Below are 13,418 nucleotides of genomic sequence, written 5' to 3' on the forward strand. Positions count from 1 at the left end.
AAATCTGGTGTATATATGTATTCCGAACAATAATTAGAAGTGTCGGCATCTATTGGGCTGGGGGAAAGCAAGTAAACAGATTATGAGCAAAGCACTTTAGGAATATGAAGTCAGTCAAAATAGCCTGACGGGGCTTTTGGAAAGAAATGAGCTGGATTAATAACATTTTTCTGCATAGCCCACTTTGCAAATTCGAAAAATTGCTCTTTTCTATTTCCTTTGAAATGAAGCATATATTTTATTTCGAGGAACGTGGAATACGTCGTCTCTTCAAAGGGTTCACCGTAGGTTTGTCCCCACTTATCAAAACTCCAGTCAGACTTCTTTGAAGGGAAATAGTCTTGTGGGGTCAAGAACCAAGGATCGGCTGGTAACGCTGTAACAAATGGGGCTCTCGGCGCAATAAATGGCTCTCCATTGAATACGTGATATGGAGGGATACCAAGAACGTTAGCCCAAGATAGTTGATCAGCCCACCCATCCATGATCACATTTGGCATGAAACGATGTGTACTGAGAAAGTGATCAAATAGAGTCCGTATCTTTAGTCGGTCATCATCATCAGAAGGATTTACATAGATAAAGTCGGAGCAATACGGCATTGCCAGATTAAACCTATAGTTTGTTACTACAGGAGAGGCGGCAAGTGCGTTGTCAAGACTGTTAAGAATCAGAACGTCTCTGCCGGTAAAGATCGTAGGGACGGTAAAAAAACTTGATGCCACGTATTCCTTAAGGAATACTGCTCTTGCAAGAGCAAAGGGCATAGAATCGAATGGAAACTTAATGAGATTAACTGTTGGCCTTAGAAAATCGGGGATATCACCGGAAGAAGCACAGAATATTTGAATATCGGGGTAAACTCGCCTGGCAAAAAGGGCGAGAAAAGCGACATATCTAAGATCCGCCTCGTAGTCACTTCCAGGGAGGGGGTTGCAATACGTAACGAGCCTCATCAGTTATACCTTTTGCTTTGCAAGTGAGTTTTCGAGAGCAGCGAGATCTTCCTCAGTGATCTTGGTTTGCATCGGGCAATGCTTGGGTCCGCACATCGAGCAGAACTCCGCCTGCTTGTAAATGTCGGCGGGCAGGGTTTCGTCGTGATACTCCTTGGCGCGCTCGGGATCAAGGGAGAGCTCGAACTGCCTGTTCCAATCGAAGGCGTAGCGGGCGCGGCTGAGTTCGTCGTCGCGGTCGCGTGCCCCCGGCCGGTGGCGGGCGATGTCGGCGGCGTGGGCGGCGATCTTGTAGGCGATCAGGCCGTTGCGCACGTCTTCGGGGTTGGGCAGGCCCAGGTGTTCCTTGGGGGTCACGTAGCAGAGCATCGCGGTGCCATACCAGCCGGCCATGGCGGCGCCGATGGCGCTGGTGATGTGGTCGTAGCCGGGGGCGATATCGGTGACGAGCGGACCGAGCACATAGAAGGGCGCCTCCGCGCACTCTTCCATCTGCTTTTTCACGTTGAACTCGATCTGATCCATCGGCACGTGGCCCGGACCCTCCACCATCACCTGCACATCATGCTTCCAGGCGCGGCGGGTGAGTTCGCCGAGGGTCTTCAGTTCAGCCAGCTGGGCTTCGTCTGAGGCGTCGTGCAGACATCCTGGGCGAAGCGAATCACCCAGGGAGAAGGTGCAGTCGTAGCGCTTGAAGATCTCGCAGATGTCGTCGAAGCGGGTGTAGAGCGGGTTCTGCTTGTGGTGATAGAGCATCCACTGGGCGAGGATGCCGCCGCCGCGGCTCACAATGCCGGTGAGGCGGCCCTTCACCTTGGGCAGGTGCTCGATCAGAAGGCCAGCATGGATGGTCTGGTAGTCGACACCCTGCTGGCAGTGCTTCTCGATGATGTGCAGGAAGTCGTCTTCCGAGAGCTTCTCGATCGAGCCGTGGACGCTCTCGAGCGCCTGGTATACGGGCACCGTGCCGATGGGCACCGGCGAGGCATTGATGATCGCCGTGCGCACCTCATCGAGGTTCACGCCGCCGGTGGAGAGATCCATCACCGTGTCGGCGCCATATTTAACGGCCAGCTCGAGCTTCTTCAGCTCTTCGCTCACATCGCTGGCATTGGGCGAGGCGCCGATGTTGGCGTTCACCTTGCACTTGCTAGCGATGCCGATTGCCATCGGCTCCAAGTTCGGGTGATTGATGTTGGCCGGGATGATCATGCGGCCCCGGGCCACCTCCTCCATCACCAGCGATTCGGGCAGGTTCTCCCGCTTGGCCACGTGAGCCATCTCCTCAGTCACTACCCCCTGGCGGGCGTAGTGCATCTGGCTCACGTTGGCTTGGGCTTTGCGCTGTTCGATCCAGGCGCTGCGCATGACGGGCTACGGCGAAAGGTGATTCGGCCGGATCAACCGGCGGATACGGGGCGCAGCCTGAGGTTCTCGTCTCACTTCCCTGCGCCGGCATGACCCGGATCAGGTTCGGAGGGTTTGATCTCAGCCCCTGGGCAGGGGCACCCCTAGTGACCTGCTCAACCTAGCAAGCGTCAAGGCGAAGGAACCCATGCTCCAGCGCCATGGCAGGGAGAGGCACTGGCCGCATCAAGCCGGTCACAGGCGTTTATAGCCCTCTGCCTAGATCACCACACTCACCCTCTGATCCGGCGCGGTTCATTCTCGATAGAACCATAAGATGGGTACAACTCTTTCAAACTGGGTTACTACACGCCTGCCGGATGGACCCTCTGCGCAACCCCTTCGCGCCTGGTGCGGGAACCAGGCCACCTGAGCTCGCAGGGCGGGATACGCTACTGGCGCAAGCACAACTAGCTCTGCAACGCATCAGGCTCGGGCGCTCCGAAAAAAGCCAGATGCTGCTGGGATTGCGAGGTGTCGGCAAAACCGTTCTTCTCAACCGGTTCGCCGAGCTGGCAGAGGTCTTGGGCTACGAACACGTGCAGCTGGAGGCGCCTGAGGGCAGGCCTTTGGCGAGCTACCTCGCACCGGCCCTGAAGACCATCCTGCTGAGGTTGGATCGCATGGAACAGGATCACGTCTGGGCGGGCGAAGCCATGGCAGCCCTGCGTGGCTTTGCCAGCGCCTTCAACGTGAGCCTGGGCGACGTGAAGATCGGATTGAGCAAGCCGGCCCGTGCAGACAGCGGCAATCTGGAAGTGGATCTTCCCGAGCTGCTGGTCGCCACTGCACAGGCAGCCAAAGCGGCTGACACATCCGTGGCCGTGTTGATCGATGAGGTGCACTACCTCACGGAAGACGAACTAAAGGGATTGATCGTGGCCCTCCATCGTGTGGTGCAACGCGGCCTGCCGTTGATCCTGTTCGGGGCCGGCCTGCCCCAACTGGCCGCCCTCGCTGGCGATGCGAAATGGTATGCCGAACGCCTGTTCGATTTCCCGGCCGTGGCTGCCCTCTCACCGGATGCCGCTGCGCAGGCCATCCAAGATCCAATCCAAGAGGAAGACGCCGAGATTGACGCCGATGCCCTCGCTGAGATCGTGAGCCTTACACAGGGCTATCCCTATTTCCTACAGGAATGGGGCAAACACACCTGGACCGCAGCACAGGGCCCAAGAATCAGCTTGGCGGATGTCAACGAAGCCAGCGATCATGCCCGTGATGCGCTGGACCGCAGTTTTTTCCGGGTTCGCTTTGACCGCCTCACCCCGAGAGAACAGGACTATCTCCACGCCATGGCACAACTCGGCCCTGGCCCCCACCGCTCCGGAGCAATCGCCGAACAAATGCAACTGCGCGTGGAGCGCACGGGACCCCTGCGCAGTGGGCTCATCCGCAAAGGGATGATCTGGAGCCCCTCCCATGGCATGACGGCCTTCACGGTGCCGATGTTTGACACCTTTATGCGACGAGCCATGGACTGAAGACACCCAAGCTTGGATTCACTCACAAGGCGTTCGAAGACATACCGCTTCGCTCCGGCGACGCTGGTGAGCAGCTCATTGAAACACCGCAAAGTGCTCTGGTGAGCCTTGGCACAGCGGCTTTGTTGGGTAAACAAGTCTAACCAATAGACCTGTCGAGTAGAGTTTTAGTAGAAATGCTGGCTCGTAATGGCTGGATTTGGTCAGTCAAAGCAACGCAACGAATCCAAACCAAGCACCAAGCAACTCCAGACGCTTGTGGAGGAAGCAGTACGGCTTCACAAGGCTGGCCAGATCGACGAAGCCGAGACCCTCTACCTGCAGGCCCTGAACAGCGGGCTGGAACACGAAATCATCCTGTCCAATCTTGGTGTTATTTATAAACGCACGAATCAGGTCGACAAAGCAATTGAGATTTACAAACGAGCCATTTCTGTCAATCCTAAATTCGCTGACGCCCACGCAAATCTAGGGGGATTACTCCAAGAAAAGGGACAGCACGATGCAGCACTGCAAAGCCTGCATCAGGCCATTCAGCTTAATCCTCGACACGCAGTTGCCTTCAGCAACCTCGCACTGGCACTGCAAGCAACAGGCAGACATCAAGAAGCCATCAACAGTGCAGTGCAAGCAGTTCAAATCAATCCGAACCTAGCCTCAACCCGCACCAATTTAGGCACAGTTCTTAAAGGGCAGGGTCAACTGGAACAGGCTGCAGCCGCCACGCAAGAGGCCATCAAGCTGGATTCAAGCTACATTCCTGCTTACGTGAGCCTGGGAGTGATTTACAAGGAGCTTGGACATCTAGACGAAGCCCTGGCGGTGATCCATAAAGCCAGAACCCTGAAACCCGACTACGCCCCCACTTGCATTGCGATGGGGAGCATCCTCCAAGAAAGAGGCCAGCTCGAGGAGGCCATTCGCGCAACCAGGCAGGCCATTGAAATTGATCCTTCTAACGCTGTTGCCTATGTAAATTTGGGCATTATGCTGCAAAGCAATGACCAGCTAACTGAAGCAGTTAAAGTCACTGAAAGTGCAATCAACTTAGACCCGCGCAATGCCATGGCTTGGCGCAGCCTCGGCGCTATTTGCCGGGACAAAGGCGATATGGAACCCGCCCTTACGGCGACAAGCACGTCGATCAAGCTGAATCCGAACGATTCAGTTGCCTACATGAATCTAGGCTGCATTTATGCCGAACTGTGTGAGCATGAAAAAGCTGAGCGGTACTACGAGAAGGCATTGGAGATGGATCCGGATTACGTCGCAACTCAAGTAAATCTCTCGCAGTGCCAGCTTCTTCGGCATGACTACGAGAATGGGTGGAAAAACTATAGCAACCGCAAGGAGAAAACCACCATTCACGTGGGCAGCGCAGAATCCAAAAGAATGGATCAAATTGGGATTGATTCCACCAAGAACATTCTGATCGCAGGTGAACAAGGCATTGGCGATCAAATTCTTTTCGCATCACTCCTCAACGACATACAGCCAAGATGCAAAAAAGCTTATGTCACCGTTGATACACGACTTCTCCCGATTGTGAGGCGATCTTTTTCTGGCAATATTGAATTCTATCCCAATAACGTTAACCTTCCCAATCTTCCGGTTGAAGATTTTATTTCCATGGGAGACCTTGGCGCACTGGTCAGGAAAGACAAGAGCTCTTTCAAGGCGCAGCCTACTCAGTTTTTCACCGCAGATGTGCAGCGTGTCAAGGAAATTTCTTTCCACCTCAGAAATCAATCTAACCAAAAGATTATAGGCTTAAGCTGGCATTCGACAGGCTCACGCTATTTCAATAGAAATAAGTGTATCGCGATGGATATTCTGGCGCCAGCTTTGGCCGCATGCAACATCGATGCCGTAAAGCTCCAATATGGGGACTGCGCGAATGACGTGACTTCCGCAAGAGATCGACACAACCTCACGATTCAGGAGGTGCCTGATTTGGATGTCACCAATGACATCGATGGATTAGCCGCCTTGATCACTGCATGCGACGCGGTGGTGACCATTTCCAACGTCACAGCCCACTTAGCAGCAGCCCTTGGCAAACCAACACATTTGCTTGCCCCAGCTTCACCCCACTTCTACTGGGGCCTCGATGGCCCCACAACAGTCTGGTACCCAACTGTCAGAATTTACCGGCAGACCAAAAATGGTGACTGGACACCCGCGTTGAAACAACTTTCCAAGGCACTGCAACAGTAAACCTTTCTGTCAAGATTCCCAGAAACAATGGCACCTAGCGACTTAAATCACGCTAAGAGCAGGAGAAGAGCCCACAGCCTCACGTACGGCCAGCAACTGCTTCAGCAGAGCTTCCAAGCGATGCAAAGGCACCATATTGGGGCCGTCACTCAGAGCGTTGTCAGGGTCGGGGTGCACCTCCAAAAACAGGCCATCCACACCCACGGCCATCGCGGCGCGGGCTAGCGGCGCTACAAATTCACGCTGCCCGCCGCTGCTTGTGCCGCGGCCACCCGGTTGTTGCACCGAATGGGTGGCATCAAAGATCACGGGGCAGCCCAGGGCCTGCAGCTGCGGTAAACCGCGGTAATCCACCACAAGGGTGTTGTAGCCAAAGCTACTGCCCCGCTCCGTGAGCCAGAGGTTCTCCACATCGGCATCACGCAGTTTCTGCACCACCTGAGCCATATCCCACGGGGCCAGGAACTGGCCCTTTTTCACATTGATCGTTTTGCCGGTGCCTCGCACGGCATCCGCTGCGGCCAGGAGTAGATCGGTCTGGCGACAGAGAAATGCAGGGATCTGCAGCACATCCACCACCTCGGCCACCGGAGCCGCCTGGTGGCTTTCGTGAATGTCGGTGAGGACTGGGAGCCCCAGGCCCTGCTTCACGTCCGCCAGCACGGCCAGCCCCCCCTCCACACCGGGGCCGCGGAAGGAGCCGCCGGAGCTGCGGTTGGCCTTATCAAAGCTGGCCTTGAAGATGTAGCGGATCCCTAGGCGATCGGTGAGGGCCTTCACCTGCCCAGCCACCTCAAGCGCCAGCTCTCGACTTTCGATCACGCAAGGGCCGGCGATCAAGGTGAAGCTCATGACGCAAAAGAGCAGAAAGCAGTGAGCCGATCCTGGCGCAACCAAGCACCGGCAAACCGTCCGGGATTGCTTACAGACTGAACAGAACCCTGGAGGCCCTCAACCCAAGACACCGACAGCGTAAAACCAGCTGCAGACAACGTTATGAAAGCCAGAAAACCCCATGCAGAGCTGTGGTGTCTGCGATCTGCACAGCGCTTCAGAGGCCCGGCAGCGCTATGAGATCAGTCGCTCGCCGCTATGGATCCTGCGGCATCATCCCGATCCTGCGCCGTTTGCTGGCTGGTTGTTGCTGGATGCAAGGCGTCACATCGGCGGACCGATCCAGTTCTCTGCCCAGGAAGCCGCGGCGTGGGGGCTGGCTGTGCAGCGAGCGGCCCAACTGGTGGAGGCACTCACGGGCTGTGATCGCGTGTATGCGATCGCCTTCGGAGAAGGGGCGCGCCACCTGCATCTCCACCTGATCCCACGCTTTGGCTCCGAGCCCGCAAGCGAAGCTTGGAAGGTGGCGGATCTCTGTAGGGCCGTGCAGGCCGGCCAGCGGCCAGCGGCATCGCCCGATGCCGTGCGAAACCTGGTGGAGCGTGCCAGGCAAGCACATCTAGCTTAGGTCTATGACCAAGCCGATCCCGATCTTCATCGGTGTGGACCCCCGCGAGCGGGCCGCCACCAACGTGCTGATCGACAGCCTGTACCAGCACAGCAGCACACCGCTGGCGATCACGCCTCTACTCACCCCGCAGCTGGAAGCGCAGGGTCTCTACTGGCGACCCCGCGACCCGAAACAGAGCACCGCCTTCTCCTTCACCCGTTTTCTGGTGCCCCATCTGATGGGCTACCAGGGCTGGGCCATTTTCATGGACTGCGACATGCTCGCCCGCGGCAACATCGCTGATCTCTGGGCCCTACGCGATGAGCAGTTCGCCGTGCAGTGTGTGCAGCACGATCACGTGCCCGGCGAAACAGTGAAGTTCCTCGGAGAAGTGCAGAGCGCCTACCCCAAGAAAAACTGGAGCTCGCTGATGCTGCTCAACTGCGGCCGCTGCACCGCGCTCACGCCCGAGTTTGTGAACACGGCCACGGGCCTGGAGCTCCACCGCTTCCACTGGCTCGCCGGGGATCACGAGATCGGCGCGGTGCCCGAGGGCTGGAACCACCTGGTGGCTGTGCAGGATGCCGCTCAAGCCGAGGAAGCCCCACTCCTCCATTGGACTCTGGGCGGCCCCTGGTTCCAAGCGCAGCGCACCATGGGCGGTGCGCTGGCCGCCGAATGGTTCGTGGCCCGTGATCAAGCCTTTCGCTTGTTTGAGTGATGCACTGCGTTGTGGCCGTTCCCGCCCGGCTGGAATCCAGCCGCCTGCCCGGCAAGGTGCTGGCCGATATCGGCGGCCAGCCGATGCTGCAGAGAGTGCTGAAGCGCTGCGCCCAAGCCGCCTCACCGGCCGCAGTGGTGCTCTGTACCGACAGCCCAGATCTGATCGAACGCGCCGCCATCTGGGGCTTTGAAGCCCTACTCACCAGTCCCAGCTGTGAATCCGGCAGCGAACGGATCGCCTCCGTGGCCGATCAGCTGGTGGCCCGTGGTGGCGGCAGCAGCGAAGACACCCTGATCATCAACGTGCAGGGCGATCAGCCCTTCATCGATTCTGCCGTGATCGATGCGATGGCTGCCGAATTCGCCCACCGCACGCCGACGCCCGAGGTGCTCACGCCTGTGTATCGGATGGGTGCAGACAAGGTGCACAACCCCAATGTGGTGAAAACTCTGCTGGCCGCTGATGGCCGGGCCCTCTACTTCTCCCGCTCCGCCATCCCCCACGTACGCGGCGTGGATCCGGTCGACTGGCACGCCCACACCACCTACTGGGGGCATGTGGGCCTCTACGGCTACCGAGCCGATGTGCTGATGCGCTGGAACCAGCTGCCCCACTCACCGCTGGAGCACACCGAGAAGCTCGAGCAGCTGCGCCTGATCGAGGCCGGCATCCAGATCGGCACCTTCCCAGTGGAGGGCGAATCTCTCTCCGTGGACACCGCCGAGCAACTGGAACAGGCACGGTCTATCGCCATCACAGACGTGCTGTAGCGCTTTAATCGTTGCGATCGCGCCAGCCCTCGCGGCTGAGCTGCGCCCACAGCCCCCGCGCCTGCAGGAGGCGCTCCGCCAGCTCGCGCACCGCACCATGGCCGCCGTTGCGGCGCAGCACCGCATCAGCGCGGCGACGCAACGGTGCCGCCGCATCAGCCGTGGCCACCAGCAGCCCCACGGCGCCCTGCAGCGCCAGGTCGTTCACATCGTCGCCCACAAACACAATCTGCTCGGCGGTCACCCCTAGCTGCTGACGCAAGCCAGCCAGGGCCACCGGTTTGTCCTTTGCGCCCACCAGACAGTGGCGGATGCCCAGCTGCTGCGCGCGCACCTCAGTGGCGCCGCCGCGGCCGCCGCTGAGAAAAGCCACCTCCAGGCCGGCGTGCTGCAGCAGCCGGATGCCAAGGCCATCGCGCACATCAAAACGCTTGATCAGCTCACCCTCCGGCCCGTACCAGAGGCCGCCATCGGTGAGCACCCCGTCCACATCGAGCACCACCACCTGCATCGCCGCGAGCCGCCGGCGCAGTCGCCACCAGGTGAGCCTGCGCATCAGGCCAGCCCCGCCTGCACCAGATCGTGTAACCGCAACAATCCCTGCATCCGGTTCTGCTCATCCACCACCGGGAGCACGCCAATCGCCTTGCGACGATTGCGCTCCATGCGTTCAATCGCCTCAATCGCCAGGGTGGATTCCAACACCGTGATGGGATCTTCCGTCATCAGATCCGCCGCCGTGAGGCGGCTCCACTGTTCGGCGCCATGGGTCTGCAAAGCCCGGCGCAGATCACCATCGGTGATCAGGCCATGGATGCGGGTGATCTCTCCATCACGGCCAACCCAACAAGCCCCCACACCGTCGGCGGTGAGGTGAGCAATCACTTCCGGGAGCGAGGTATCGACGCGAAGCGGCACAAGACGACTTACCGGCACCATCAAATCCGCTGCCGTGAGTGTGAGTTGCTTCCCCAGCGAACCGGCTGGGTGGTTCAACGCAAAATCCTCCGGCGACACCCCGCGCCGCTCCATCCACACAGCCGCCAGCGCATCGCCGATCGCCATCGCGACAGCCGTACTGGCCGTGGGGGCCAGGTTCAGTGGACACACCTCTCGATCCACCGAGCCATCCAACACCGCATCGCATCCACGGGCGAGGGTTGAGGTCACACGACCCACCAGGGCAATCCGGGCCGTGCCGCGGCGTCTCAAGTGGGGAAGGATCTGCAGCAACTCATCCGTTTCACCGCTATTCGAGAGCAGCAAAGCCACATCTTCTGGGGCCACAACGCCTAGATCACCATGCAAGGCATCCACCGGGTTGAGGTAGATCGCCATCAGTCCAATGGAGGCGAAGGTGGCGGCGATCTTGCGCGCCACGATGCCGCTCTTCCCAACCCCAGTGATCACCAACTTGCCGCGCTGACTGGCACAGGCATCGAGCAATGCCAACGCGGCTTCCACTTGGTCAGCCGGCAAACGCTTCGCCGCCGCTGCGATGGCTGCCGCTTCCTCCTCTAGGCAACGGGTCAGCGCTGACATCAGAACGGATGGACTAGTGACTCAAGCGACTGTATGGCGTTGCTCTTTCAACAGTCGCTTGCGCTCGGTGGTGCGCCTCAATGCTGAAGGCCGTTCAGGGCTGCCCCCACCACGCGATGGTCAGCGTCCTGCAGGAGGCGGCGCAGTTCAACGCGGGCTTGCTCTGCGGCGACAGAAGCAAGATCAGCTTCACGCACCAAACGGCCCAAGATCTCAGCTCCTCCCACCCTCACCGTGCCATCCGCATCGGCGATTGCCAGCTGGGCCAGCCGCAGCAGCTGTTCCGGCTGCACCTCCGGGTGCTCCGCCACCGCAGAGAGCACGCTGCAACGCAGCAGCCACTCCTGTTCCCGCTCAAAGGCTGCCAGCACCAAGGGCCAAGCCTGCTCAAAGCCATGGCTCACCAAGGCGTTCGCCGCCTCGGCCCGCACCGCCACCTCCGGATCGTGCTGCAGGGCATGAACCAAGGGCTCCCAACCCGCCGGCGTGGGCTTGTGGCCCAGGCCTGAACAGCTCAGCTGGCGCAGCAGCATGTCGCTCTGTTGCAGCCCCAGGAGCAAGAGGGGTTCAGCCTGTTCGGGGGTGGCGTCCACGAGGCTGGCGAGGGCAGGGCGAGCCCGGCCGGGGTTATCGGAAGCGATCGCCTCACGCAGAGCGTCGAAATCCATCGGAGCGTGCTGGAGGAACAGGGCGCACTTCAGTTTGGGTCAGCACTCACCGCGCTGATCCTGCAGGGCATTGAGCAGCGCCCGCCGCCGCCGCCGGCGGCTCAACGCGCTCTGTACCAACAACGCCACACCGATCACCAGGGCCGGCAGGGCCTGCAGCCGATCGGAGCCCTGCCGCAAGGCCAGGCCCACCAGACCCACCAGGATCAAAAGCGGCGTGGCCAGAGCGAGCAGATCGCGGCTCATCGGTGAGCGAGAGCCCATTAGCGGCGGGCCTCCATCCAGCGCAGCAGGCTGGCGCTGAGCACCTCCACACCAACGGCGAGACAACGCTCATCCGGCCGGAAGGTGCTGCTGTGCAGTGGCGTGCAGCCCTCAGGCCCGGCCACCCCCAGCCGAAACATCGTGGCGCGGGTGCCCTGCTGCAGTTCAGCGAAATCCTCGGCCCCCAGCGACGGCTGCTCCAACCACTGCACCTGCTCCCGCCCCAACAGATCGGTGGCGGCATCGGCCACCAGCTGGGTGAGCTCAGGATCGTTGTGCACCGGTGGCGAGATGCAGCGGTAGCGCACACGGGCCTCACCGCCGTAGCCGGCGCAGATCGCCTTCACGGTGTCTTCAATCCAGCCGGGCAGCTGGGCATGCAGCTCCAGATCCAGGCAGCGCACTGTGCCCAACAGCCGCACGTGATCGGCGATCACGTTGAAGGCCTTGCCGCCTTCGATGCGCCCAAAACTCACCACCACCGGGTGCAGGGCATCCAGCCGGCGGCTGATCGCCTCCTGGAGCCCGCTCACCACCCGTGCCGCAATCCAGATCGCATCGGTGCTCTGGTGGGGGCGCGCCCCATGCCCCCCTTCGCCAAGCACCTCCACCTCCAGCTCACCCGCCGCAGCCGTGAGACTGCCGCTGCGCACGCCGATGCTGCCCGCCGCCAGGCTGGGAAACACATGCACACCGAACAGGGCCTCCACCCCCTCCATGGCCCCATCAGCACGCATCCAGGCGGCACCCTGGGCCGTTTCCTCAGCGGGCTGAAACAGCAGGCGCACCCGGGCTGAAAGCTGATCGGCCAGGGGGGCCAGGATCCGCGCCACCCCCAGCCCAACGGTGGTGTGGATGTCGTGGCCGCAGGCGTGCATCAGGCCCTGATGCACCGAGGCGTAGGGCACACCGCTGCGCTCCTCCACCGGCAAAGCATCGAGATCCACCCGCAGGGCCACCACCGGGGCGCTTTCGGGCCCCAGCTCCGCCAGCACCCCCGTGCGCCCCACACCCTCCTGCACGCGCCAGCCGAGGCCACGTAGCTCACCAGCCACCAGCGCAGCGGTTTGATGCTCGTTGCCGCTCAGCTCGGGATGGGCATGCAGATGGCGGCGGATCGCTACCAGCTCAGGCAGCTGTGCGGCCACGGCCGCCTGGAGCTGCGCTGCATTCATCCGTTGCTGAGGGCGAGGAAATCGCTGAGAGCCTGCACCGGCTCAGGGGGCCAGCGCCGAATCTCCAGCAACCATTCTGGCTGCCGGTAGCGCGGATCGAGCCCTGAGGCCGAAGCCCAGTGGCTTTCCGCCTCTCCCCGGGCTCCCCGCCGCCAAAGCAGGGCCGTGAGACCAGCGCGCGCATCGGCAAACAAGGGATAGCGCCTGATCAGCCGGCGCAACTCCGCCTCCGCCTGATCCAGCTCCCCCAGCTGAAAGGCAGCCAGGGCCGCACTGGAGCGCGCCATGGCAAAACCGGGGCGCGTGTCGGCGGCCTCCACAAAACTGTCGCGGGCGGCTGTCCACTGGCCGCGGGAGCCCTGCACATTGCCGAGGTTGTACAGCGCCGAGGCATCCGGCGGCTCACCGGCCGCTGCATTGGCCTCCAGGATCCAGCGGTAATCCGCTTCCGCCGCATCCCAGCGCTGCAGCGCTTCCTCCGCTGTGCCGCGGTTGAGATGGGGATCAGCGCTGCCGGGATCGAGCTCCATCGCCCGGGTCTGATCGGCGATGGCCGCCTGCGGATCGCCCAGGGCCAGCTGCACATTGCCGCGGTTGCTCCAGGCAGCGGCGTCATCCGGCGCCAGCTCCAGCACCTGATCCCACAGGGGCAGGGCCCGGCGGAAATCACCATCACGGCTGGCCGTGAGCGCCTGATCAAACAACTGCGGCAGAGCCGTGGCCAGCACCAGTTGCAGGCTCAAAAGCACGGAGAAGAGAGCCGTCAT

The 13,418-nt window shown here is 60.7% G+C and carries 14 protein-coding genes and 1 riboswitch; of the genes, 5 read left to right on the top strand and 9 right to left on the bottom strand.

Annotated features, from left to right (window positions below):
• Positions 1 to 110: 110 nt before the first annotated feature.
• Both KUL97_RS10330 and thiC read right to left on the bottom strand, forming a co-directional pair.
• Positions 111 to 956 carry a hypothetical protein gene (locus KUL97_RS10330; protein WP_217796903.1) on the bottom strand — a complete coding sequence of 282 codons (846 nt, stop codon included), beginning with the start codon at positions 954 to 956 and terminating at the stop codon, positions 111 to 113.
• 3 nt (positions 957 to 959) lie between these two features.
• Positions 960 to 2,324 carry a phosphomethylpyrimidine synthase ThiC gene (thiC, locus tag KUL97_RS10335; protein ID WP_217796904.1) on the bottom strand — a complete coding sequence of 455 codons (1,365 nt, stop codon included), beginning with the start codon at positions 2,322 to 2,324 and terminating at the stop codon, positions 960 to 962.
• A gap of 59 nt (positions 2,325 to 2,383) precedes the next feature.
• Positions 2,384 to 2,479: riboswitch (TPP riboswitch) on the bottom strand.
• Positions 2,480 to 2,683: 204 nt separating this feature from the next.
• Here thiC and KUL97_RS10340 point away from each other — a divergent pair.
• Both KUL97_RS10340 and KUL97_RS10345 read left to right on the top strand, forming a co-directional pair.
• Positions 2,684 to 3,847, top strand: a complete 1,164-nt coding sequence (locus tag KUL97_RS10340) for an ATP-binding protein (protein ID WP_217797298.1) — start codon at positions 2,684 to 2,686, stop codon at positions 3,845 to 3,847.
• Between the two features lie 189 nt (positions 3,848 to 4,036).
• The gene (locus KUL97_RS10345; protein ID WP_217796905.1) at positions 4,037 to 6,064 is read left to right on the top strand and encodes a tetratricopeptide repeat protein; all 2,028 of its coding nucleotides are present in this window, start codon (positions 4,037 to 4,039) and stop codon (positions 6,062 to 6,064) included.
• Positions 6,065 to 6,106: 42 nt separating this feature from the next.
• Here the strand turns inward: KUL97_RS10345 and kdsA are convergent, their stop codons facing one another.
• Positions 6,107 to 6,916, bottom strand: a complete 810-nt coding sequence (gene kdsA, locus KUL97_RS10350) for a 3-deoxy-8-phosphooctulonate synthase (RefSeq protein ID WP_217796906.1) — start codon at positions 6,914 to 6,916, stop codon at positions 6,107 to 6,109.
• A gap of 163 nt (positions 6,917 to 7,079) precedes the next feature.
• Between kdsA and KUL97_RS10355 the strand changes: the two genes are divergently transcribed.
• From KUL97_RS10355 to kdsB, 3 genes are read left to right on the top strand one after another with little or no spacing between them, the layout of a single operon-like run.
• A complete protein-coding gene (locus KUL97_RS10355) occupies positions 7,080 to 7,526 on the top strand; it encodes an HIT family protein (RefSeq protein ID WP_217796907.1) in 447 nt (148 codons plus the stop codon).
• A gap of 4 nt (positions 7,527 to 7,530) precedes the next feature.
• Positions 7,531 to 8,229 carry a hypothetical protein gene (locus KUL97_RS10360; protein ID WP_217796908.1) on the top strand — a complete coding sequence of 233 codons (699 nt, stop codon included), beginning with the start codon at positions 7,531 to 7,533 and terminating at the stop codon, positions 8,227 to 8,229.
• A complete protein-coding gene (gene kdsB / locus KUL97_RS10365; RefSeq protein ID WP_217796909.1) occupies positions 8,229 to 9,002 on the top strand; it encodes a 3-deoxy-manno-octulosonate cytidylyltransferase in 774 nt (257 codons plus the stop codon). Before KUL97_RS10360 ends, kdsB begins: the two co-directional genes overlap by 1 nt.
• 4 nt (positions 9,003 to 9,006) lie before the next feature.
• Here the strand turns inward: kdsB and KUL97_RS10370 are convergent, their stop codons facing one another.
• From KUL97_RS10370 to KUL97_RS10395, 6 genes are all read right to left on the bottom strand, one after another.
• Positions 9,007 to 9,558, bottom strand: coding sequence for an HAD family hydrolase (locus KUL97_RS10370; protein ID WP_217796910.1), 552 nt, complete (start codon positions 9,556 to 9,558; stop codon positions 9,007 to 9,009).
• On the bottom strand, positions 9,558 to 10,544 hold the full coding sequence (locus KUL97_RS10375; RefSeq protein ID WP_217796911.1) for an SIS domain-containing protein: 987 nt from the start codon (positions 10,542 to 10,544) through the stop codon (positions 9,558 to 9,560). Before KUL97_RS10375 ends, KUL97_RS10370 begins: the two co-directional genes overlap by 1 nt.
• A gap of 77 nt (positions 10,545 to 10,621) precedes the next feature.
• The gene (locus tag KUL97_RS10380) at positions 10,622 to 11,212 is read right to left on the bottom strand and encodes a HEAT repeat domain-containing protein (RefSeq protein WP_217796912.1); all 591 of its coding nucleotides are present in this window, start codon (positions 11,210 to 11,212) and stop codon (positions 10,622 to 10,624) included.
• Positions 11,213 to 11,251: 39 nt separating this feature from the next.
• Positions 11,252 to 11,458, bottom strand: a complete 207-nt coding sequence (locus KUL97_RS10385) for a DUF3188 domain-containing protein (protein ID WP_254896418.1) — start codon at positions 11,456 to 11,458, stop codon at positions 11,252 to 11,254.
• Positions 11,459 to 11,475: 17 nt separating this feature from the next.
• Entirely contained in the window at positions 11,476 to 12,651 is a 1,176-nt protein-coding gene (locus tag KUL97_RS10390; protein WP_217796914.1) for an amidohydrolase, read from the bottom strand.
• Positions 12,648 to 13,418, bottom strand: a complete 771-nt coding sequence (locus KUL97_RS10395) for a tetratricopeptide repeat protein (protein WP_217796915.1) — start codon at positions 13,416 to 13,418, stop codon at positions 12,648 to 12,650. The genes KUL97_RS10390 and KUL97_RS10395 overlap by 4 nt, the downstream gene beginning before the upstream one ends.

This window comes from Synechococcus sp. HK05, from assembly GCF_019104765.1.
Taxonomy (GTDB): Bacteria; Cyanobacteriota; Cyanobacteriia; order PCC-6307; family Cyanobiaceae; genus Vulcanococcus.

Excerpts from the sequence above, each read along its gene's own strand:
- KUL97_RS10375 (WP_217796911.1), bottom strand. The coding sequence starts at position 10,544 with ATGTCAGCGCTGACCCGTTGCCTAGAGGAGGAAGCGGCAGCCATCGCA.
- thiC (WP_217796904.1), bottom strand. The coding sequence starts at position 2,324 with ATGCGCAGCGCCTGGATCGAACAGCGCAAAGCCCAAGCCAACGTGAGC.
- KUL97_RS10355 (WP_217796907.1), top strand. The coding sequence starts at position 7,080 with ATGCAGAGCTGTGGTGTCTGCGATCTGCACAGCGCTTCAGAGGCCCGG.
- KUL97_RS10340 (WP_217797298.1), top strand. The coding sequence starts at position 2,684 with ATGGACCCTCTGCGCAACCCCTTCGCGCCTGGTGCGGGAACCAGGCCA.
- KUL97_RS10385 (WP_254896418.1), bottom strand. The coding sequence starts at position 11,458 with ATGAGCCGCGATCTGCTCGCTCTGGCCACGCCGCTTTTGATCCTGGTG.
- KUL97_RS10395 (WP_217796915.1), bottom strand. The coding sequence starts at position 13,418 with ATGACGGCTCTCTTCTCCGTGCTTTTGAGCCTGCAACTGGTGCTGGCC.
- KUL97_RS10390 (WP_217796914.1), bottom strand. The coding sequence starts at position 12,651 with ATGAATGCAGCGCAGCTCCAGGCGGCCGTGGCCGCACAGCTGCCTGAG.
- KUL97_RS10370 (WP_217796910.1), bottom strand. The coding sequence starts at position 9,558 with ATGCGCAGGCTCACCTGGTGGCGACTGCGCCGGCGGCTCGCGGCGATG.
- KUL97_RS10360 (WP_217796908.1), top strand. The coding sequence starts at position 7,531 with ATGACCAAGCCGATCCCGATCTTCATCGGTGTGGACCCCCGCGAGCGG.
- kdsA (WP_217796906.1), bottom strand. The coding sequence starts at position 6,916 with ATGAGCTTCACCTTGATCGCCGGCCCTTGCGTGATCGAAAGTCGAGAG.
- kdsB (WP_217796909.1), top strand. The coding sequence starts at position 8,229 with ATGCACTGCGTTGTGGCCGTTCCCGCCCGGCTGGAATCCAGCCGCCTG.
- KUL97_RS10345 (WP_217796905.1), top strand. The coding sequence starts at position 4,037 with ATGGCTGGATTTGGTCAGTCAAAGCAACGCAACGAATCCAAACCAAGC.
- KUL97_RS10380 (WP_217796912.1), bottom strand. The coding sequence starts at position 11,212 with ATGGATTTCGACGCTCTGCGTGAGGCGATCGCTTCCGATAACCCCGGC.
- KUL97_RS10330 (WP_217796903.1), bottom strand. The coding sequence starts at position 956 with ATGAGGCTCGTTACGTATTGCAACCCCCTCCCTGGAAGTGACTACGAG.